Below are 21258 nucleotides of genomic sequence, written 5' to 3' on the forward strand. Positions count from 1 at the left end.
TTTATTTGCCGGCTGCGGGGTTTTCCAGAAGGCTAGGAGGGGGGTTTCGCTTGATGGCCTCAGCCACCTGGGTTTGCTCGCTGCTCATGCACTCGTCCGCCAGGCGCTGGCCTTGCTTCTGGTTCATGAGCATGGATTTGTTGGCGATCTGCAGCCACACGGCGCCAGCCTGCTTGTCTTCCAGGCGCACCACGCCGGTGGACGTGGCCACAGGGGACATGTGGTACTTGAAGCCATTGCCGTCCACGTGGAAGTAACCAGGGTTGTTGCCGTCCTTGGTCACGTTCACGTGCTGGCCCAGTTCGCAGCCGATGCGGCCGGTGTGCACGCGGTCCGCCAGGCTCAGGGCTTCGGGCGACAGGGCCGAGGCAGCCACCGCCGTGGCGGCACCCGCGCCGGCCGCGGCGGCTACAGCGCCCTTGGCGGCTGCAGGCTTCTTGGCGGTGGTGGTTTTCTTCGCGGTGGAAGCCTTGGCGGCCGGTGCAGCCTTCTTGGCGGCAGCGGGCTTGGCCTGGACGGTGGCAGCAGCGGGCTGTACCAGCATCAGTGCGGGTACGAGGGCGATGACGGAGGCAATGAGGGTTTTCATTTCAGCTCCTGGATTTCCATGTGTTGTTTGCTACGGTTTTTAAGATCCGGCAGGGCCAAACCAGTGGCTTGCGGCCACAGGGATGTGCTGCCCTGTCCGGTGTGCACGCTCCAGCAGCTGCCAGTAATACCGGTAGCTGGCGCGGTCGTGCAGCACGCCGTGGTGGCTGATGGGAGCCCAGTCAGCGTTGGCGGCGGCGGCAAGAATATCCGCAGCGAGCGCCACTTCGTCGCTCGCGGGCATGAAAGCCGCCAGAATCGGACGAATTTGCGCCGGGTGGATACTCCAGACCCGGGTATAGCCGAAATCATTGAAAGCTTTTGTTGCAGCCGCCTGCATCACTGCGGGGTTTTTGAACTCGGTGACCACACAGTGCGAAGGCACTTTGCCGTGGGCATGGCAGGCCGCCGCAATCTCCAGCTTGGCGCGCACCACCAGCGGATGCTGAAACTGCCCTTCCACGCCCATGGCACTGGAGGGAATGGCGCCCCCATGGGCCGAGACAAAGTCCATCAGCCCGAAGGAAATGCTTTGCACCGCCGGATGGGCGGCAATCTCGAAGGCCCGGTGCACGGCGGCTGGCGATTCGATCAGCACATGCAGCGGTACCGGCTGGCCGGTGGCGCGCTGCAGGGCTTTTTCAGCCAGGAGCACATCCTCCACCGACTCCACCTTGGGCACCATGATGTGGCACAGCCGGGCCCCCGCCTCACCGGCAATGATGTCCATGTCCTGCTGAAAGGCCGCATGGTCCACGGCATGCACGCGGGCCGCCACCCGGGCGCCAGGCGCCGCATTGCGGGCCAGCCCGGCCACCAGCCTGGCGTGCTGCAGCTCCTGGCCGACCGGCGCTCCGTCTTCGCAGTCCAGCGTAACATCGAACACGCAGGCGCCGAACTCGGCCATCATCTCGGCCTGCAACTGCAGGCTTTTGCGCATGCGCTCTTCCACGCCACTGTAGTGGTCGCACACGGGCAGACGCTGCGTGCCGCCCGCCTGGGCGTCCAGCAAGACCTGCGCGGGGTGGACAGTCGAATTCGTCATGCTTGGCGTTGGGCAACAAGAAACAGGCGCGGGAAGGCCAGCAGGCGCTTGCCGTCCGCGCGCACGGGATAGGCCGCATCCACGCGGCGCTCGTATTCCGTCAGAAATGCGGCTTGCAGCGCCTGGGGCAGGCCTTCCACAAAAGGCTTCAAACCGGTGCCGCGCACCCATTGCACGATGGCGGCAGCGGACTCCATGGGGTGCTGGTACACGGTGTGCCACACATCCACGGAGGCGGTCTGCGCGCCGGGCGCAGCCAGTAAATCGTAATAAGCCCCAATGGGCAGAATGTCGGTACGCAACTTGTCTGCATCGCCGATGTACGGGGCAAACTCGGGCAGACGCGCCACTTCGCGCATCAGCCGGTGCGTGGGTTCCTGACGGTTGTCCGGCATCTGGATCGCCAGCACGCCACCGGGCGCCAGCAGCGAGAGCAGACGGGGAATCAGGGTTTCATGCAAGCCCACCCACTGCAGGGAGGCATTGGCATAGATCAGGTCCGGTGCAGGAGAGCCTGCCTCCGGCGCCCAGGTGGCGATATCGCCCAGGGCAAATTGCGCCTGCGGCAGCTGCGTGCGTGCAGTGGCCAGCATGGCGTCGGAATTGTCGATGCCCAGCGCCTGGGCATCGACAAAGCGCTGCACCAGCAGCTCGGTGGAATTGCCCGGCCCACAACCCAGGTCCACCACATGGCGGACATGGGCAGGATCGCTTGGCACCCGCGCCAGCAGCTCGGCCGCAGGACGCGTGCGTTCATTGGCGAAGCGCAGATACAGCGCGGGGTTCCAGTCTTGCATGCCGGTGACTCGCTGGTGGCTTACAGCAGGTGCTTGACGCCGTCTTGCTCGCCTTGCAGCTCAGCCAGGGTCTTGTCGATGCACTCTTGCGAGAAAGCATCGATTTCCAGGCCTTCGACGATCTTGTATTCGCCGTTTTCGGTGGTTACGGGGAAGCCGAACACCACACCGGCGGGAATACCGTACTGGCCTTGCGAAGGCACACCCATGGTGACCCATTCGCCGTTGGAGCCCAGGGCCCAGTCGCGCATGTGGTCGATGGCGGCGTTGGCAGCCGAAGCAGCCGACGACAGGCCGCGGGCAGCGATGATGGCAGCGCCACGCTTGCCCACGGTGGGCAGGAACACGTCCTTGTTCCACACCTGGTCGTTGACCATGTCCTTGACCGACTTGCCGTCCACGGTGGCGAAGCGGTAGTCAGCGTACATGGTGGGCGAGTGGTTGCCCCAGACGGTCAGCTTGCGGATGTCGCCCACCTTGAAACCGGCCTTGGCAGCCAGTTGCGAAGCAGCGCGGTTGTGGTCCAGACGCAGCATGGCGGTGAAGTTCTTGGCCGGCAGATCGGGAGCCGACTTCATGGCGATGTAGGCGTTGGTGTTGGCGGGGTTGCCGACCACCAGCACCTTCACATTGCGCGAAGCCACGGCGTTCAGGGCCTTGCCCTGGGCGGTGAAGATCTGGGCATTGGCAGCCAGCAGGTCGGCACGTTCCATGCCGGGGCCGCGAGGACGAGCACCGACCAGCAGAGCGTAGTCGGTATCCTTGAAGGCTTCCTTCGGGTCGCTGTGGGCTTCGATGCCGGCCAGCAGAGGGAAGGCGCAGTCTTCCAGCTCCATGATTACGCCCTTCAGAGCGTTTTGAGCCTTTTCGTCGGGGATTTCCAGCAGTTGCAGAATAACGGGTTGATCTTTACCCAGCATTTCGCCAGAGGCGATGCGGAACAACAGGGCGTAACCGATTTGGCCAGCTGCGCCGGTGACGGCGACACGGACGGGCTTCTTGCTCATGTAAGAACTCCAAGTATGGATAAAACAGTTGTCGGCGCAGGAAGCACCAGCATCCATGACCAGCCGCCCATGCTCCGCAAACAGGGCGAAAGTGTACCGCCGATTTGAATCCTTGGTCAATTTGTCTTATGTCTTATATAAGATATGATCGGGGCTTTGTCGCGGACCCGTTCCGCCTGTTTTTCCCGCCCGGAGATTGCTGACCGCTCCCATACCCTGCACCATGGCATCCACCCCGACCACCGCCCCCGAGTTCCCCCACCACAGCGTCTCCAGCTCGGGCGCATCCACGCCCTCCTTCAGCCCCCTGTACCAGCAGATCAAGGGCCTGATCCTGCAAAGCCTGCAGGCTGGCGAGTGGCGTCCCGGCGAGCTGATCCCCAGCGAAATGGAGCTGGCAGCACGCTTCAAGGTGAGCCAGGGCACGGTGCGCAAGGCCATTGACGAGCTGGCCGCCGAAAATCTGGTCATGCGCCGCCAGGGCAAGGGCACATTTGTGGCCACCCACGCCGCGCAGCAGGTCCAGTATCGCTTTCTGAAGCTGCACCCGGACACCGGCGATCTGCAAAAGGAAGGCCGTGCCCAGCGCAGCATCCTCGAATGCAAGCGCGTGCGCGCCAGCGCCGAGGTGGCTCGCCTGCTGCAGCTCAAGAGCGGCGACGCCGTCATCCAGGCCCGCCGCGTGCTCACGCTAAGCGGCACGCCCACCATCGTGGAAGACATCTGGTTGCCCGGCCACGCCTTCAAGGGCCTCAGCGCCGAGCAGATGGGCAGCTACCAGGGCCCGACCTACGCCATGTTCGAGCTGGAGTTCGGCGTGCGCATGGTCCGTGCCGACGAAAAGATCCGCGCCGTGCTGCCCGATGAAGAGCAGGCACAGCTGCTGCAAGTAAGCACTTCCACACCCTTATTGAGCGTGGAGCGCGTAGCCTATACCTACAACGACACCCCCATGGAGTTACGACGCGGTATCTACCGCACTGACACGCACCACTACCGCAACGAATTGAGCTGATCTGCAGCTTCTGCCTCGGAGATACCGCACAATCCCGGATTCCCAGGCACCCGAAACTGCGGCATTGCAATAGAATTTTGGATCGTTTGCATCCGAGCGATTACAACGCAGTTACATCTCGAAAGCACCCCGCCATGACTGAGTTAGCAAAAAAGCGGCCAGAGTTCCGCAACATCCACGCCCTCCAGGACCTCCCAACCTATCGCTTGCCTCCGGCTGGCTGGGTTTCCATCTTGCACCGCATCAGCGGCTTGCTGATGTTCCTGCTGCTGCCGTTCATCCTCTGGATGTTCGACAAGTCGCTGTCCTCCGAGTTCTCCTTTGAAATCTTCAAGGCGGCCTTCAACGTCGGCATCGGCTTCGTGCCGGGCTGGTTCATCAAGCTGGTCACGCTGGCCATCATCTGGGCCTCGCTGCACCACCTGATCGCCGGTCTGCGCCACCTGTGGATGGACGTGTCGCACTCGGCCGTTTCCAAGGAATTCGGCAAGTCTTCCGCCGTGACCGTGCTGGTCATCAGCATTGCCCTGACCGTGGTCCTGGGTGCCAAGCTGTTCGGCCTGTACTGATCCCACGTTAGAAGGAAAACAACATGTCCGTGAATTACGGCTCCAAGCGCACCGTGGTCGGTGCCCATTACGGTATCCGCGACTGGCTGGTGCAACGCGTCACTGCGGTCCTGATCGTGCTATTCACCGTGGTCGTGCTGGCCCAGTTGGTGTTCAGCCAAGGCCCCATCGGCTACGACCTGTGGGCCGGCATCTTTGCCGCCCAGTGGATGAAGTTCGTCACCTTCGGCGTGATCATTGCGCTGGCCTGGCACGTCTGGATCGGTGTGCGCGATATCTGGATGGACTACGTCAAGCCCGTGGGCCTGCGCCTGGCGCTGCAGGTTTTCACCATTGTCTGGCTGGTCGGCTGTGCTGGCTGGGGCTTCCAAGTCCTGTGGCGTCTGTGACTTGCGCCCTCCCCTCACGATTGAAGGTTAAGAATGAGCTACTCCAAAGCGAATATCACCAAGCGCAAGTTTGACGTTGTCATCGTCGGTGCCGGCGGCTCCGGTCTGCGCGCTGCCCTGGAACTGTCCCGCGCCGGCCTGTCCGTCGCCTCGCTGTCCAAGGTGTTCCCCACCCGTTCGCACACCGTGGCTGCACAAGGCGGCGTGTCGGCTTCCCTGGGCAATATGTCCGAGGACAACTGGCACTATCACTTCTACGACACCATCAAGGGTTCCGACTGGCTGGGCGACCAGGACGCCATCGAGTTCATGTGCCGCGAAGCACCGAACGTCGTGATCGAGCTGGAACACTTCGGCATGCCGTTCGACCGCAACCCCGACGGCACCATCTACCAGCGTCCCTTCGGCGGCCACACCGCCAACTACGGCGAAAAGCCCGTGCAACGCGCCTGCGCTGCCGCTGACCGTACCGGTCACGCCATGCTGCACACGCTGTACCAGCAGAACGTCAAGTCCAAGACCAACTTCTTCGTGGAGTGGATGGCCCTGGACCTGATCCGCAACCCCCAGGGCGATGTGGTCGGCGTGACCGCCCTCGAACTGGAAACCGGCGACCTGTACGAGCTGCACGCCAAGGCCGTGCTGTTGGCCACCGGCGGCGCCGGCCGTATCTTCCAGGCATCCACCAATGCCTTCATCAACACCGGTGACGGCCTGGGCATGGCCGCGCGCGCTGGCATCCCGCTGCAGGACATGGAATTCTGGCAATTCCACCCCACCGGCGTGGCCGGTGCCGGCGTGCTGCTGACCGAAGGCTGCCGCGGCGAAGGCGCGATCCTGTTGAACAGCGAAGGCGAGCGCTTCATGGAGCGTTACGCTCCCACGCTGAAGGATCTGGCCCCCCGTGACTTCGTGTCGCGTTCGATGGACCAGGAAATCAAGGAAGGTCGCGGCTGCGGTCCCAACAAGGACTACATCCTGATGAAGCTGGACCACCTGGGTGCCGACACCATCCGCAAGCGCCTGCCTTCCGTGGAAGAAATCGGCCACAACTTCGCCAACGTGGACATCACCAAGGAACCCATTCCCGTGGTGCCCACCATCCACTACCAGATGGGTGGCATCCCCACCAACATCAACGGCCAGGTCGTCACCTGGGACGGTCAGCAAAACCAGGTCGTCAACGGTCTGTACGCTGTGGGCGAATGCTCCTGCGTGTCGGTGCACGGCGCCAACCGCCTGGGCACCAACTCGCTGCTGGACCTGCTGGTCTTCGGCAAGTCCGCCGGCAAGCACATCGTCAACTTCGTCAACAACTTCGGCCCCCACCACAACGTGCCCGCCGACGGTGCTGACCGCACGCTGGAGCGCCTCAACCAGCTGGACAACTCCAAGGACGGCGTCTACGCCCAGGACATCGCTGGCGACATCCGCACCGCGATGCAGACGCATGCCGGCGTGTTCCGCACGCAAAAGAGCATGGACGAAGGCGTGACCAAGATCAACGCCATCCGTGACCAGGTCGGCTCCGTGACCCTGAAGGACAAGTCCAAGGTCTGGAACACCGCCCGCATGGAAGCGCTGGAAGTGGACAACCTGATCGAAGTGGCCCAGGCCACCATGACATCGGCTGCTGCCCGCAAGGAATGCCGTGGTGCACACACCGTGTACGACTACGAGCACCCTGCCGACCACGCCGAGTTCCCGCTGGGCCGCAACGACAAGGAATGGCTCAAGCACACCCTGTGGGACAGCGCCACCAACGGCCTGTCGTACAAGCCCGTGAACCTGAAGCCCCTGACCGTGGACAGCGTGCCTCCCAAGGTCCGCACGTTCTAATCCAGCAGCCCACGAGAGAATCCAAAAATGAAGCGTACTTTCAAAATCTACCGCTACGATCCGGACAAAGACGCCAAGCCCTACATGCAAACCGTGCAAGTGGAGCTGGACGGTCACGAACGCATGCTGCTGGACGCCCTGGTCAAGCTCAAGGCGATGGACCCCTCCATCTCCTTCCGTCGCTCCTGCCGTGAAGGCGTGTGCGGCTCGGACGCCATGAACATCAACGGCAAGAACGGTCTGGCCTGCCTGACGAACATGAACACCCTCAAGGGCGACATCGTTCTGAAGCCCCTGCCCGGCCTGCCGGTCATCCGCGACCTGATCGTGGACATGACGCAGTTCTTCAAGCAGTACCACTCGATCAAGCCGTACCTGCAAAGCGACATCTACACGACAACCAGCAAGGAACGCCTGCAGTCGCCCGAAGAGCGCGAAGAGCTCAACGGTCTGTACGAGTGCATTCTGTGCGCCAGCTGCTCGACCAGCTGCCCCTCGTTCTGGTGGAACCCCGACAAGTTCGTGGGCCCGGCCGGTCTGCTGCAGGCTTACCGCTTCATCGCGGACAGCCGCGACACCGCCACCGGCGAGCGCCTGGACAACCTGGAAGATCCGTACCGCCTCTTCCGCTGCCACACCATCATGAACTGCGTGGACGTGTGCCCCAAGCACCTGAACCCCACGAAGGCCATTGGCAAGATCAAGGAACTGATGGTCCGCCGGGCTATCTGATCCATGAACGAGATGGACGCAATCCTCGAAGAACGGGAACGCGACTTGCTGCGGTGGCGAAGCCGCCGCGGCCTGGTCGAGAACGATCTCTACATCGAGAAGTTTTTTGCCACTTACGGCAGCCAGTTGACGCGGAGACACGCAACTGGTCTGTCTGCCTTGATGGACTTGGCAGACAACGATCTGATGGATCTCTTCCTGCGCCGCAAGGAGCCGGAAGGTGCCTTAGACACCCCTGAAGTTAGAGAAGTGCTACAGATGGTGCGCAAGCCCCTCTGATCTGCACAACTTGCAAAAAAGGCCGGCCCAGATCCGGCCACTCCGAGAAGGAAGTTGGAAATGAAACTCGCTGACAACAAAGCAACGCTGTCTTTCAGCAATGGCGCACCCAGCGTCGAATTGCCGGTCTACCAGGGCAACATCGGCCCGGACGTGATCGACATTCGCAAGCTGTACGGCCAATCGGGCATGTTCACGTATGACCCCGGCTTCCTCTCGACCGCGGCGTGCCAGTCGGCCATCACCTATATCGACGGTGACAAGGGTGAACTGCTGTACCGTGGCTACCCCATCGAACAGCTGGCCAAGAACTGCAACTTCCTGGAAACCTGCTACCTGCTGCTGTACGGAGAGCTGCCCAACGAAACCCAGAAGGCTGACTTCGAGAACCGCGTGACCCAGCACACGATGGTCAACGAACAGATGCAGTTCTTCCTGCGCGGTTTCCGTCGTGACGCACACCCCATGGCCGTGCTGACCGGTCTGGTGGGCGGCATGTCGGCCTTCTACCACGACAGCACTGACATCACCAACCCCGAGCACCGCGAAATCGCCGCGATCCGCCTTATCGCCAAGCTGCCTACGCTGGTCTCCATGGCCTACAAGTACGGCGTGGGCCAGCCTTACATGTACCCGAAGAACGACCTGTCCTACGCAGGCAACTTCATGCGCATGATGTTCGGCAACCCTTGCGAAGAATACAAGGTCAACCCCGTGGTGGAACGTGCGCTGGACCGCATCTTCATCCTGCACGCTGACCACGAGCAAAACGCTTCGACCTCCACCGTGCGCCTGTGCGGTTCGTCCGGCACCAACCCCTTCGCCGCCATCTCCGCTGGCGTGGCCTGCCTGTGGGGCCCTGCCCACGGCGGCGCCAACGAAGCCTGCCTGAACATGCTGGAACACATCCAGGCCAACGGCGGCATCTCCAAGGTCGGCGAGTTCATGGAACAGGTCAAGGACAAGAACAGCGGCGTCAAGCTGATGGGCTTTGGCCACCGCGTGTACAAGAACTACGACCCCCGCGCCAAGCTGATGCAGGAAACCTGCAACGAAATCCTGCAAGAGCTGGGCCTGGAAAAGGATCCGCTGTTCGCACTGGCCAAGCAGCTGGAAAAGATCGCCCTGGAAGACGACTACTTCGTGCAGCGCAAGCTCTACCCGAACGTGGACTTCTACTCCGGCATCGTGCAACGTGCCATCGGCATCCCCGTCAAGCTGTTCACCGGCATCTTCGCTCTGGCCCGCACCGTGGGCTGGATTGCTCAGCTGAACGAACAAATGGCTGACCCCGAGTACAAGATCGGTCGTCCCCGCCAGCTGTACACCGGCTCTGTCGCCCGCGACGTCAAGCCCATCACCCAGCGTTGATGCATGCGCCGCAAGGCGCATTCCACCGACATGGCAAAAGCCCGCACGCCTTGCGCTTGCGGGCTTTTTCCGTGGTGCTCACGCCACCGAACTTAGCACCGGCCGGGATGGGCCCCGGCGCAGACTTTCAGTCCAGCCGGATCGAAGGGCGCAGGCGGGAATTCATCATGTCCACCAGCCACAGGAAGCCGCCGCGCCAGAAACCGTACAGCCGCGCCTGGTGTGAACGGTACAGCCACAGGTGGCTGAGCATGGCCAGCCGCCCGCGGATGGTGCCGCCGTTGAACAGTCCGAATTTGCCCAGCGACCCATAGGCGTCGTAATTGGCCAGCGACACCAGCGCGCCCATGTCGCGGTAGGCAAAACGCTCGCTGCTGCCGGCCTGCGGGTCGCGCAGCACCTGGGGCAAGGTGTCGATCAGATAGCGCGCCTGCTGGTGCGCCACCTGGGCCGTCGGTGGCAGGGGCTGGCTCTGCCCCGGCAGCGTGAAGCTGGCGCAATCCCCCACCGCATAGATATCGGGGTCGTCGGTGCGCAGGTGGTCGTTGACCACCAGCTGGTGGCCGCGCGTGGTCTGCAGGCCCAGGGTCGACAGGAATTCCGGCGCCTTCACGCCCGCAGCCCACACCCGCAGACCAGCGTTCACCGTCCGGCCATCGCCCAGCACCAGGCCGTCGGCGGTGGCTTTCTGCACCCGCTCGTTGACCAGCACGGTCACGCCCAGGGCCTCCAGACGGCGCTTGGTCGCGGCCGAGATGTCTTCGGTGAAGCTGGGCAGCAAACGCGGCCCGGCTTCGACCAGCACAATGCCAAAGCGTGCCGCCTCCCCGATGGCGCCATAGGCGCGGGCGCTTTCTGCCAGTTGCACCAGCTCGGCCGCCAGCTCCACCCCGGTGGCCCCGCCCCCCACAATCGCGACCTGCAGGCCCTCGCCCTGGGTCATGCTGCGCACCATGCGCAAACGGATTTCCTGGTTGAAGGCATCGGCCTTGCGGCGCGTGTCGATCATGAAACAGTGCTCCAGCACCCCATCCGTGCCAAAGTCATTCGCACCGCTGCCAATGGCCAGCACCAGCTTGTCATAGGCAATGCGCCGGCCCGGTACCACTTCGCGGCCATCGGGCGCGGTGATCGGAGCCAGCAGTACCTCCTTGGCCACACGGTCCAGGGCGCACATCTCGCCGGGCTGGTAGGCAAAGCCCGCATCGGCCGCCTGGGCCAGGTAGGTGGTCTGCTGCTGGGCCAGATCGCGCGTACCCGCGGCAATGGTGTGCAGCATGGGCTTCCAGACGTGGGCGGAATCGCTGTCGATCAGCGTCACGCTGGCAATCAGGCCGTCATCGCGGCGCTTGCCCAGCGCCGAGGCGATTTCCAGGCCCGCCACGCCACCGCCTACGACGACGATCCGGGCCGGCTGCGATGCGGTGCTGCGTTCTTCGCCCATGGCGACTTCCTTTGTGGTGTTGGCAGAAAAAAGAATTAGAGGCACAAGGCTGCCACCATTCCACTGGTATCTCTCCCCGCAGTCCACCAGCAGCCCTGTGCACAAGGGGCGCATTGTGCACCAATATTCATAGCACTGAATTCAATACAGACAACGGTTTCAAATGTGTTTTATATCTAATAGAAGACTGAAAATTTAGTAACCATCTGGTAACTACCACCGATGTTTCCAGGTCTTTTCACGGCCTGACGGCCGGTGCAGGAGGCACCACCGGCCTGGCCTTCCAGCACGCGGAGCCGCGCGCATCCGGCGCATATCCGGCGCAACGTCACCTGCGCAAAGCCACCGCACGGCCCACACCATTGCGCCCCTGCGGTCTGCGCCCCGCCGCAGAGATGCCGATAATGGAAAGCATCTGCAGCCTGCCCGCTGCCCCCTGCAGCCACCTTGGGTGCTGCCCACACCATGCGCAAAAAACTTCCTCCCATCCACGACGCCGCCGGCATTGCCAAGTCCCGCGAAGCCGGCATGCTGGCCGCCCGCGTGCTGGAAATGCTCACCCCCCATGTACAGCCCGGCGTGAGCACCGAATACCTGGACGGGCTGTGCCACGACTTCATCGTGGACGAGCTGCGGTGCATCCCTGCCAACATCGGCTATTACGGCTACCCCAAGACCGTGTGCACCTCTGTCAACCACGTGGTCTGCCACGGCATTCCGTCCAACAAGGAAATCCTCAAGGACGGTGACATCGTCAACGTCGACGTGGCGCTGATCAAGGACGGCTGGTTTGGCGACACCAGCCGCATGTACACCGTGGGCCAGGTCTCGGCCCTGGGCCGCCGCCTGATCGATACCACCTACGAAGCCATGGTGGCCGGAATCCGCGCCGTCAAGCCCGGTGCCACGCTGGGCGACATCGGCCACGCCATCCAGACCGTGGCCCACCGCGAGCAGTTCACCATCGTGCGCGACTACTGCGGCCACGGCATCGGCCAGACCTACCACGACGAACCCCAGGTGCTGCACTACGGCCAGCGCGGCCAGGGCATGACGCTACAGGAAGGCATGATCTTCACCATCGAGCCCATGGTCAACACCGGCAAGCCGGCCACCAAGGAGCTGGACGACGGCTGGACCGTGGTCACCCGCGACCGTTCCCTGTCCGCCCAGTGGGAGCACATGGTGGCCGTGACCGCCACCGGCTACGAGGTGCTGACCCCCTGGCCCGAAGGCACCGGCGCCTACCCGGCGCCCTGAGCCGGGCGCTGCACGGCCACCCCGGCCCGTGTGCACAGACCGGGAGCAGACGTCCAACAAGGGCCTGGCCTGCCCCGGGCCATTGGCCGTCTCCCGGCGCACCACCGGAACGGTTGGCGCTACAGTCGCCGACATGAGCAATTACTGGTTTCTGGGCATCGCCATCGTCTGCGAAGTGGCTGCCACCTCGCTTCTCAAAAGCACCGAAGGCTTCAGCCGCCTGGGACCCAGCGTGGTCGTGGGTCTGGGCTATGTGCTGTCGTTCTACTTTCTGTCGCTCACGCTGCGCACCGTGCCCACGGGCGTGGCCTACGCCATCTGGTCGGGCGCGGGCATCGTGCTGGTCTCGGGCATCGCCTGGGTGTTTCTGAACCAGAAGCTCGATACCGCGGCCCTGATCGGCATGGGCCTGATCCTCAGCGGTGTGCTGGTGATCAATCTGTTTTCCAAGACGGCCGGCCACTGAGCCGCCACGTCCCTGGTATTCGCCTTCGCACCGGGGCGAAGGCCATGGATTCAGCCCTGGGATGCAATCTGCTCGGCCAGCCAGTCCCGAAACACCTGGACCTTGTGCGAGTGGCGCTGCAGCTGTGGGCGCACCAGATAGTAGGAGGCGCCGGTGCGCACCGGCAGACCAAACGGCGCCACCAGCTTGCCACTGCGCAGATCGTCCACCAGCAAGGCGGTCTGTCCGATGGCAATCCCCAGGCCATCGGCCGCTGCCTGCCAGGTCAGCACCGAGCTGCTGAAGCGCATGCTCTCCACGCTGTCGATCTCCGCCTCATACCGGCATTGCCGGGCCCAGGTCTGCCAGTCTTTCTGCCGGTAGTGCGAGACCAGCAGCCGCGTGCGCAGCAAGGCCTGCGGATAGGCGGACTCGGGCGCATTGGTGCGAAAGAACGCCGGGCTGCACACCGGCTCGATCACGTCTTCAAACAGAAAGTCCGTGTCCGTCCCTGGCCACGCACCGTTGCCCATCTGGATGGCCATGTCCACCGGGTCGCGGTCAAAGTCCACGTCCTTGACCGAATTGGTGATGACCACCGCAATGTCGCTGTAGCGGGTATGGAAATCGTGCAGGCGCGGAATCAGCCACTTGGCTGCAAACGTGGTGTAGGTCTGGATGCGCAGAGTCCGGTCCGATCCGCTGCGCATGATGTCGCCCGTGGCCTTGCCTATGCTCTCGAAGGCCGGCGCAATGGCATCGCCGTAGCGCTGGCCGGCCTGCGTCAGGCTGATGCCATGGCGCTCGCGCCGGAACAGCTCCACCCCCAGGTATTCCTGCAGCACATGCAGCTGCTTGCTGACCGCCGACTGGCTGATGTGCAGCTCCTTGGCGGCCAGGGTCAGATTGCAGGTGCGCGCCACCACCTCAAACACTTTCAGCGGATTGAGCGGAGGAATCTTCAGGGCCATGCGCGCCATTCTAGAAGCCTGTGTGGCGCAACGCTGTCGCGCAGGCCCAGTCTGGCGTCACGTCTGCAACCAGCGGACCACCAGGGTGTTCACCGCATTCGCACTTTCGTATTGCACCCAATGGCCGGCGCCGGGCACGATGGTCCAGTCCCGTTCGGGGCGGTCCTGTTTCAGAGCTTCGGCCGCCACCATGGGCACGGCCGTCACATCGGCCTCGCCCCACACCAGCAGAATCGGCCTGGCATAGTCCTGCAGCACCGCCTGCAGGCGGCTGCTGCGCGACATGGCCTTGCTGCGAAAACGCGTGGCTTCGCAGCAATGGCGATGGATGTGCAGGGCCAGCGCATCGGCCGCAGCCGCCTTGGAAAGCATGAACACCGCCAGGTTCTGGTGCAGCGCCGCCATGCGCTCGGCCGGGTCGCTGACCCGCCAATCCAGCAGCGCCTCGGTTTCCCTGCGCGGGCCGCCATGGCCGGCCGTACCCAGCAGCACCAGCCGCTGTACCTGCGGCAGGCGTGCAGCCAGCATCCCGGCCACCGCCCCTCCAAACGAGAACCCGGCCAGGTGCAGCGGCTGGGCCCCCACCAACTGCACCACGCTGTCGCTCAGCGCGTCCAGCAATGCCGCAGGCCGCTGCCCGTCATGGGCGGGCAGGGCAAAGTCGTCGGAGGCACCAAAGCCCGGCAGATCCGGCACCAGCACCCGGTAGTGGCGGGCGAAGCACTCAATGTTGCGGACCCAGTGCATCCAGGACCCATGGCCGCCATGCAGCAGCACCAGGGGTTGGCCCTGACCCCATTCACGCCAATGCAGCTTGATGCCGCCGGCCTGCACCCGGTGGTGGCGGGCACCGGCTTCCAGTGCCGCCAGCCGCTGCGCTGCGCTGTCCTCGCCGTCCATGCTGCGCCGGCCTTATCGGGCCTGGAGCACCAGCGCGTCCACCGCCAGCACCCCCTGCCCTTCGGGCATCACCATCAGCGGGTTCACTTCCGCCTCCAGCACCCCATGCACGGGCTGCAGCGCCAGTTGCGACAGATCGGAAATGGCCTGGGCCAGCGCTTCCAGATCGCCCCTGGCCTTGCCGCGCAGACCCGATACGGTCTGCAGCAGCTTGACCTCTGCAATCATCTCGCGCGCGGTGTCCACACTGACCGGCGCCAGCCGGATGCTGCGGTCACGCATCACCTCGGCCCAGATGCCGCCGGCGGCCAGCATGACGATGGGACCGGCGTCGGGGTCGATGCGGTAGCCCAGCAGCACCTCGGTCAGGCCCTTGCGCATGGGCTGCACCAGCACCTCGTTGCAGGCCACCCCGGGCGCCCTGGCGGCCAGGTTGGCGCGCAGCGTGGCAAACGCCTGCACCAGTTGCTCCGGATTCTGGATTCCCAGCACCACACCGCCGACTTCGGTCTTGTGCGGGATCTCGGGCGAGCACACCTTGGCCACGACCGGAAAGTCGAACGGCAGCTGCCCCGGCTGGCCGTCCAGCGCAAAGGTGGCCGCGGGCGCATGGGGCACCTGCAGGCGGTCCAGCAGCTGGTAGGCCTGCGCCTCGCTCAGTGCAGCACCCATACCCGGTGCTGCCGCCACGGTCTGGCCCGGTGTGTGCGGCACACGGCGGGCCAGCACGGCCGCAATCGCATCGGCACAGCTTTCCGGTGTGCGAAAGCAGGGCATGCCGGCCTGGGTCAGTGCCGCCAGGGCCTGGGGCGCATCCGGCACCAGCATGGTCACCAGCGGCTTGGCGTGACCGGCGCTGTCCATGATGGGCTTGACCGCCAGATCGGGCTGAAAGCGCGCCGAAGAGCCCACCACCGCCACCACCATGTCGAACTCCGGCGCCTCCAGCATGATGTCCAGCACGCTCTTCATCACCTCATACCGGGTGCCCGCCAGGGTCAGGTCCAGCACCCGGCCGGCACTGCCCGGCACCTGGGCCGCCTTGAGTTTGGCCAGGGTCGCATCCGAAACGGGCTGCACCGTGATACCGCGCAGCCCCAGCTGGTCCACCACCATGGCGGCACCGCCACCGGTGGTGGTCACCACGCCGATGCGTTTGCCGGCCATGGAATGGGACTGCAGCGGTACTTTCTGTGCCAGGGGAAAGACTTCGAACAGCGTCTCCAGCATGTCCACCCGCACGATGCCCAGGTCTTTCAGGAAGGCATCGGCAATATCGTCCTCGCCCGCCAGTGCGCCGGTGTGGGTGGTTGCCATTTCCGCTGCAGCGCTGGAGCGGCCCAGCTTGTACGCGATCACCGGCTTGCCGCGGCGCGCGGCTTCGCGGGCAAAGGCCTGCAGCTGGTCGCCATGGCGCAGGCTCTCCAGAAAGAGCGCATAGCCTTCTATGGCCGGATCGTCCAAGGTCGCCGCGCAGATCTCGCCCACGCTCAGATCGACTTCGCTGCCCACCGACACCAGCCCCGCAAACCCCACGCCACGCGCCTTGCCGCGCGACACCAGGGCCCCGATCATGCTGCCGCTGTGCGAGGCGACAAACACCTTGCCTCTGGGCACATCGGGCTCGGCAAATGCGGCATTCGCGGTCAACACCAGACCGTTGTGCGGATTGACCACCCCCAGGCTGCTGGGGCCCAGAATGCGCAGCGTGGAATTGCGGGCAATGGCACGCAGCTCCGCTTCCCGCTGGACGCCTTCGGCGCCCGACTCCGAAAAGCCGCTGGCCAGAATGGTCACCAGCGACACGCCCAGGCGCGCGCATTCACGGACCGTGTCGATCACGGTCTCGGTGGGCGACAGCACGAACACATGGTCCGGCACCTGGGGCAAGGCCGCCAGGCTGGGCCATGCCTGCTCGCCCTGCACCTGTGCCCGGTTGGGATTGATCGGATAGATCGTCCCTGCGAAGCCTGAGCGGCGCAGAAACTGCAGCGGACGGCCGCCCGTTTTCTTGACGTCATCCGATGCGCCCACCAAAGCAATGCTTCGGGGGTACAGCAGGGTCTGGCAGACGGAGGGCATAGCGGCGAGGGATGCGGTCATGGCGTGGATTACTTCTCGATCTTGAATTTCTTGAACTGCTCGGACCAGTGGCCCACCTCGGTCTGCAACTGGGCCTTGAACTCGCTGGGAGAATTACCGATCAGCACGGCGCCCTGCGGAATCAGCACCTCCTTGAACTCCTTGGACTTGACCGCTTTCATGACGGCGGCAGACAACTTGTCGACAATGGCCTTGGGCGTTCCCGCAGGCGCCAGCAGACCGTTCCACGAGTCGGACACCATGTCGGGCAAGCCCACCTCACTGAAGGTCGGCACCTGGGGCAGACCCGGCAGGCGGTTGGGGCCGGCCACCGCGAGAGGCCGTACTTTGCCCGCTTCCAGGTTGGGCATGGCACCGGTGGATGTCATAAAAGCGACATCGACTACGCCAGCAATCAGGTCGTTCAGCACACCCGATCCGCCGGAATACGGCACGTGCAGCATCTTGACCCCCGTCAGTTGCTCCAGTCGCAGCGTCGCCATGTGCTGCGAGCCGCCCGCACCCGTGGTGCCATAGCTCAGCTCGCCCGGTTTTTTCCGGGCCAGCTCCTCGAACTCCTTGTAGGTCTTCACATTCAGCTTGGGGCTGGCGGCCAGCACCCCTGGCGCCGACGAGACTTTGGAGACGGGCTCGAAGCTCTTGAGCGGATCGAACTTCTGCTTGGGGAACACGTATTTGTTCATCGTCAACGGTGCGGCCGCCAGCAGCAAGGTGTAGCCATCGGCCGGTGCAGCAGCCACCATTTCCGAGGCGATGTTGCTGGTCGCACCCACCTTGTTTTCCACGATGAAAGCCCCCTTCAGCTCGTCCTGCAAAGCCTTGGCCACCAGACGCGCCACCACATCGGTAGGGCCTCCGGCCTGAAAGCCGACGATGATCTTGACGGGTTTGGCCGGATAGGCGTCCGACGCCAGTGCGGTGCTGGACAGGGCGAGGCCTGCCATAGCCGCAGCTGCGGCCACCCATGTACGACGTTGCATGGTTTGTCTCCTTGTTATGCGATGCCGGCGTTTATTGCTTGGGAGCACGTTGCGAGAACGTGCGACCAAATACGCCTTCGGCAATGCGGTTCTTCAGCACTTCGATCGAACCGCCGGCGATCATCCAGCCACGGGTGCGGCGCACGCAGTACTCGACCAGCGCTTCCTGGCTGAAGCCCATGCCCCCCATGACCTGCATGGCCTCGTTCGACGCTTCCCAGCCGGCCAGATTGCAGGCCAGTTTGGCCATGGCCGTGCTTTGCGCACTGGGCAGGCCATGCTCGCCTTCCAGCGCGGCCTTGTAGAGCAACAGCTGCGCCTGTTCCAGCTTCATCCACATCTCGGCAAACTTCCACTGCAGGCCCTGGAACTCGCACAGTTCGCGGCCAAACTGCTTGCGCACCATGGCGTGCTCACGCGCCAGGTTGAAGGCATGGCGGCCCAGTGCCAGCGCACGCGAGGCATTGCCCAAACGCTCCACGTTGAAGCCGGAGATCTGCTTCTTGAAGCCCCCGGCGCCCAGCAGCAGATTGGCCTTGGGAATGCGGCAGTTTTCGAAGTACAGCTGCGACCACTGCTCGCCGTTCATGAAGTTCGACGGCTGGCCCACGTCGAAGCCGGGGGTGTCGCGCTCCACCAGCACCGAACCGATGCCGTCCACACCGGGGCCGAAGCGCACATAGATCAGGAACAGCTCCGCCTCGGGGCTGTGGGTCGAGAACACCTTGCTGCCGTTGATGACGTAGTGCTCACCGTCCAGCACGGCCGAGGTCTTGAGTTCGGTCACTGCCGAGCCGGCATCCGGCTCGGTCATACCCAAAGAAATGAGCTTTTTTCCAGCCAGCAGATCCGGCAGAAAGCGCGCCTTCTGCTCGGGCGTGGCGTACTCCACAAAGGTGCGGATCGGGCCGAAGTTGCCGGCCTGCACAATGTCCGCGCTCTTGGGGCAGACCAGCGCCACCTGCTGGATGGCCAGCACGGCGTGCATCAGCGAGCCGCCCTGGCCGCCATCTTCTTCCGGAAAGGCGATCCCCAGCAAGCCTTGTTCCGCCAGCATCTGCGCGGTCTCCCAGGGATAGTGGGAGGCATGTGCGCGCTCCAGCGCGCCGGCGGCCAGCTTGTCTTGGGCGAAGCGGGCCACGCTGTCGGCGAATGCCTGGTGTTCTTCGGAAAGGGTGAAATCCATGGTGCGATCGTGCGGGGTTGAACAATGGCCCGAATGATCTGCCCGACCGCTCCTGGCAAGGTCTTCCAATTGCGCCGCAAGATATGAGTTAAGGAAATGACTGATACCTGGCTGCCGGCATATCCTGCAGATTCCGGGGGCCATTGCCCCCCCTACCCTCTCTCCCACACTCCCCTCTCCATCGTGTCTGCCACCATGTACGTCAGCGAAACCCTGGGCCAGTTCGGTGCCCGCTTCCCGACCCAGCCCGTCAGCCCCTCTGTGCTGCACCACGCCAAGCGTGCCGTCGTGGACTGGTATGCGGCCCTGATTGCCGGCTACCCCATGCACCCCACGCCCTTGCTCGAAGCCGCCATGGCGGACGACCTGGACCGGGGACCGGCGCGGCTGGCACTGGGCCGCCCAGCCACGGTCAAGGCGGCCGCCTTGATCCAGGGCACGGCCTCCCACACGGCAGAAGTCGACGACATCTTCAAGCACGCGATCTACCACCCTGGCGCCCCGACGATTTCGGCCGCCCTGGCAGTGGGCCAGCAGGTGGATGCCAGCGGCCGTGAATTCCTGCAGGCGGTCATCGTCGGCTACGAAATCTCGACCCGCATCGGCCAGATCCTGGGACGTGCGCATTACCAGTACTGGCACAACACCGGCACCGTGGGCACATTCGGCGCAGCCGCGGCCGCGGCCTGTCTGCTCCGGCTGGATGCCACGCAGTTCACCCATGCGCTGTGTACCTCGGCCACGTTCGCCGCAGGGCTGCAGCAGGCCTTTCAGATGGACTCCATGTCCAAGCCCTTGCATTCCGGCCGCGCGGCCGAAGCCGGTGTGGCGGCTGCATTGATGGCCCGGCAGGGCATCACCGGCTCGCTGGACGTGCTGGAAGGCAAGATGGGGATGGGCGTGGCCATGGGCAACGCACCCGACTGGGCGCCGGTGCTGGCCGATCTGGGCGAGGTCTTCAACATCACGGAAATGACCTTCAAGAACCACGCCTGCTGCGGCCACACCTTCGCGCCCATTGACGGCGCACTGGAGCTGCAGCGCACCCATGGTTTCACGCCCGCGGAGATTGCCCACATCGAGGTGGCCACCTATGGCCCGGCGCTGGCGGTCGCCGGCAACCCCGCACCGCGCACTGCCGCCGAAGCCCGCTTCAGCATTCCCTACGTGGTCAGCACCGCCCTGCGGTGCGGCAGCGTGCGCCTGGCCGCTTTCGATGCGGCGCAGCTGCACCACCCCGACACCCGCGCCCTGATGGAGAAGGTGAGCTTGACGGTGCACCCCGATCTGGACCGCCAGTTCCCAGGGCAGCGAGCAGCCCAGGTCACCATCCGCCTGCACAGCGGCCAGACACTGCACTTTCTGCAGCCCACCCGCAAAGGCGATCCGGACATGCCGCTCACCGATGCCGATCTGCAGAGCAAGCTGGAAGAGCTGGCCACCGCCACCCTGGGTGCAGAGCGGCTGCAGGCCATCTCGTCCCGGCTGTGGCAGCTGGAAACGGCACCGGATCTGCACTTTCTCTGATCCACGGGCCCCGTGCCAGGGCCTCCAAGGCCGGCCTGCATGGCCCACAGGACCCTCGAGCGCACGCAGAAAAAAAGGGGCTGTCAGCCCCTTTTTGCACAGCCACCGGCGCAGGGGGCCGCTGGGGGTCAGAACCCCTGCAACTGCCCCCACTCGGCAAACTCGGCCCGGGTGGCACGCATGGTGTTGATCGGCGCCGTCGTGTCTTCGTAGCCCAGGGCAATGCCAAAGGCCACCAGATAGCCTTCCGGTACCGCGAGATGCTGCTTGACCACGGCGTCGTAACGGCGCCAGAAACCCTGGGCGCAGGTGGCCAGGCCTTCTTCGGTGGCACGCAGCATGAAGGCCTGCAGATAGATGCCCAGGTCGATCCACTGCACCGGGCCCATGCGCTCTTCGGTGAACATGATCACGCCTACGGGCGCGCCAAAGAACTGGGCATTCTTGGCCAGCTGCTTCAGGCGGCCGGCCTTGTCCTCGCGCGGCACGCCGATGCTGGCATACAGGTCTTCACCGTTGGCAAAGCGGCGGGTGCGGTAGGGTTCCCACAGATTCGGCGGGTACGAGACATGCTGGGGGTTTTCTTCGCCAGGGGTCTTGGCCACATCGGCGAGCATGGCTTGCAGCGGCTGGCCGGAGATGGCGGCCACGCGCCAGGGCTGCATATTGCCACCGGAAGCGGCTGCGGCGGCATCTTGCATGATGCGCTGCACCAGATCGGCTGCGGGCACTTGCTCGGTGAAGGCGCGCACCGAACGGCGTTCGCGCAGGGCTTGGGTCACATCCATGGATAGCGGTCCTGTTGCAGGTC

General features: G+C 64.2%; 21 protein-coding genes. 10 read left to right on the plus strand and 11 right to left on the minus strand.

Going from position 1 to position 21258, the window contains the following annotated elements:
• Position 1: 1 nt before the first annotated feature.
• Genes KW830_RS07155 through KW830_RS07170 form a run of 4 tightly spaced genes read right to left on the minus strand, consistent with a single transcriptional unit; the run spans position 2 to position 3437 of the window.
• The gene (locus tag KW830_RS07155) at positions 2-589 is read right to left on the minus strand and encodes a hypothetical protein (RefSeq protein WP_218332692.1); all 588 of its coding nucleotides are present in this window, start codon (positions 587-589) and stop codon (positions 2-4) included.
• Between the two features lie 39 nt (positions 590-628).
• Positions 629-1633 carry a CoA ester lyase gene (locus KW830_RS07160; RefSeq protein WP_066539184.1) on the minus strand — a complete coding sequence of 335 codons (1005 nt, stop codon included), beginning with the start codon at positions 1631-1633 and terminating at the stop codon, positions 629-631.
• A complete protein-coding gene (tam, locus tag KW830_RS07165; RefSeq protein WP_066539186.1) occupies positions 1630-2430 on the minus strand; it encodes a trans-aconitate 2-methyltransferase in 801 nt (266 codons plus the stop codon). The genes KW830_RS07160 and tam overlap by 4 nt, the downstream gene beginning before the upstream one ends.
• 20 nt (positions 2431-2450) lie before the next feature.
• The gene (locus tag KW830_RS07170) at positions 2451-3437 is read right to left on the minus strand and encodes a malate dehydrogenase (RefSeq protein WP_066539187.1); all 987 of its coding nucleotides are present in this window, start codon (positions 3435-3437) and stop codon (positions 2451-2453) included.
• Between the two features lie 223 nt (positions 3438-3660).
• On the opposite strand from KW830_RS07170, the gene KW830_RS07175 reads away from it, so the two are divergent.
• The 7 genes from KW830_RS07175 (at position 3661) to KW830_RS07205 (ending at position 9631) form a co-directional block, all read left to right on the plus strand.
• The gene (locus KW830_RS07175) at positions 3661-4452 is read left to right on the plus strand and encodes a GntR family transcriptional regulator (RefSeq protein WP_066539189.1); all 792 of its coding nucleotides are present in this window, start codon (positions 3661-3663) and stop codon (positions 4450-4452) included.
• 134 nt (positions 4453-4586) lie between these two features.
• A complete protein-coding gene (sdhC, locus tag KW830_RS07180) occupies positions 4587-5021 on the plus strand; it encodes a succinate dehydrogenase, cytochrome b556 subunit (protein WP_066539192.1) in 435 nt (144 codons plus the stop codon).
• Positions 5022-5044: 23 nt separating this feature from the next.
• Positions 5045-5410, plus strand: a complete 366-nt coding sequence (gene sdhD / locus KW830_RS07185; RefSeq protein ID WP_066539194.1) for a succinate dehydrogenase, hydrophobic membrane anchor protein — start codon at positions 5045-5047, stop codon at positions 5408-5410.
• 33 nt (positions 5411-5443) lie between these two features.
• Entirely contained in the window at positions 5444-7249 is a 1806-nt protein-coding gene (sdhA, locus tag KW830_RS07190; protein WP_066539198.1) for a succinate dehydrogenase flavoprotein subunit, read from the plus strand.
• Between the two features lie 27 nt (positions 7250-7276).
• The gene (locus KW830_RS07195) at positions 7277-7981 is read left to right on the plus strand and encodes a succinate dehydrogenase iron-sulfur subunit (protein ID WP_066539199.1); all 705 of its coding nucleotides are present in this window, start codon (positions 7277-7279) and stop codon (positions 7979-7981) included.
• 3 nt (positions 7982-7984) lie between these two features.
• A complete protein-coding gene (locus KW830_RS07200; protein ID WP_066539202.1) occupies positions 7985-8260 on the plus strand; it encodes a succinate dehydrogenase assembly factor 2 in 276 nt (91 codons plus the stop codon).
• A 60-nt stretch (positions 8261-8320) separates the two neighbouring features.
• Complete coding sequence (locus KW830_RS07205) at positions 8321-9631, plus strand: citrate synthase (RefSeq protein WP_066539204.1); 1311 nt, start codon at positions 8321-8323, stop codon at positions 9629-9631.
• A gap of 127 nt (positions 9632-9758) precedes the next feature.
• Here KW830_RS07205 and KW830_RS07210 read toward each other — a convergent pair whose 3' ends face one another.
• On the minus strand, positions 9759-11075 hold the full coding sequence (locus tag KW830_RS07210) for an NAD(P)/FAD-dependent oxidoreductase (RefSeq protein ID WP_218332693.1): 1317 nt from the start codon (positions 11073-11075) through the stop codon (positions 9759-9761).
• A gap of 465 nt (positions 11076-11540) precedes the next feature.
• Between KW830_RS07210 and map the strand changes: the two genes are divergently transcribed.
• The gene (gene map, locus KW830_RS07215; protein ID WP_218332694.1) at positions 11541-12335 is read left to right on the plus strand and encodes a type I methionyl aminopeptidase; all 795 of its coding nucleotides are present in this window, start codon (positions 11541-11543) and stop codon (positions 12333-12335) included.
• A gap of 133 nt (positions 12336-12468) precedes the next feature.
• Entirely contained in the window at positions 12469-12801 is a 333-nt protein-coding gene (locus KW830_RS07220) for an SMR family transporter (RefSeq protein ID WP_066539208.1), read from the plus strand.
• A gap of 50 nt (positions 12802-12851) precedes the next feature.
• On the opposite strand, the gene KW830_RS07225 is transcribed toward KW830_RS07220, so the two are convergent.
• From KW830_RS07225 to KW830_RS07245, 5 genes are read right to left on the minus strand one after another with little or no spacing between them, the layout of a single operon-like run.
• Entirely contained in the window at positions 12852-13751 is a 900-nt protein-coding gene (locus KW830_RS07225) for a LysR substrate-binding domain-containing protein (protein WP_066539519.1), read from the minus strand.
• A gap of 57 nt (positions 13752-13808) precedes the next feature.
• Entirely contained in the window at positions 13809-14651 is an 843-nt protein-coding gene (locus KW830_RS07230) for an alpha/beta fold hydrolase (protein ID WP_218332695.1), read from the minus strand.
• Positions 14652-14663: 12 nt separating this feature from the next.
• Positions 14664-16754 (minus strand): acetate--CoA ligase family protein, encoded by a 2091-nt coding sequence (locus KW830_RS07235; RefSeq protein WP_218332696.1) that lies wholly within the window; start codon positions 16752-16754, stop codon positions 14664-14666.
• Between the two features lie 8 nt (positions 16755-16762).
• Entirely contained in the window at positions 16763-17734 is a 972-nt protein-coding gene (locus tag KW830_RS07240; protein ID WP_192334353.1) for a tripartite tricarboxylate transporter substrate binding protein, read from the minus strand.
• A 31-nt stretch (positions 17735-17765) separates the two neighbouring features.
• Positions 17766-18920: an acyl-CoA dehydrogenase family protein gene (locus KW830_RS07245; protein WP_218332697.1), complete on the minus strand. Its 1155-nt coding sequence runs from the start codon at positions 18918-18920 to the stop codon at positions 17766-17768.
• A gap of 195 nt (positions 18921-19115) precedes the next feature.
• Here KW830_RS07245 and KW830_RS07250 point away from each other — a divergent pair, with 195 nt between their 5' ends.
• Complete coding sequence (locus KW830_RS07250; protein WP_218333145.1) at positions 19116-20447, plus strand: MmgE/PrpD family protein; 1332 nt, start codon at positions 19116-19118, stop codon at positions 20445-20447.
• 128 nt (positions 20448-20575) lie between these two features.
• Here KW830_RS07250 and KW830_RS07255 read toward each other — a convergent pair whose 3' ends face one another.
• Positions 20576-21235 (minus strand): nitroreductase, encoded by a 660-nt coding sequence (locus KW830_RS07255; protein ID WP_218332698.1) that lies wholly within the window; start codon positions 21233-21235, stop codon positions 20576-20578.
• Positions 21236-21258: the final 23 nt, after the last annotated feature.

This window comes from Comamonas sp. CMM03 (assembly GCF_019218715.1).
Lineage (GTDB): Bacteria > Pseudomonadota > Gammaproteobacteria > Burkholderiales > Burkholderiaceae_C > Comamonas > Comamonas terrigena.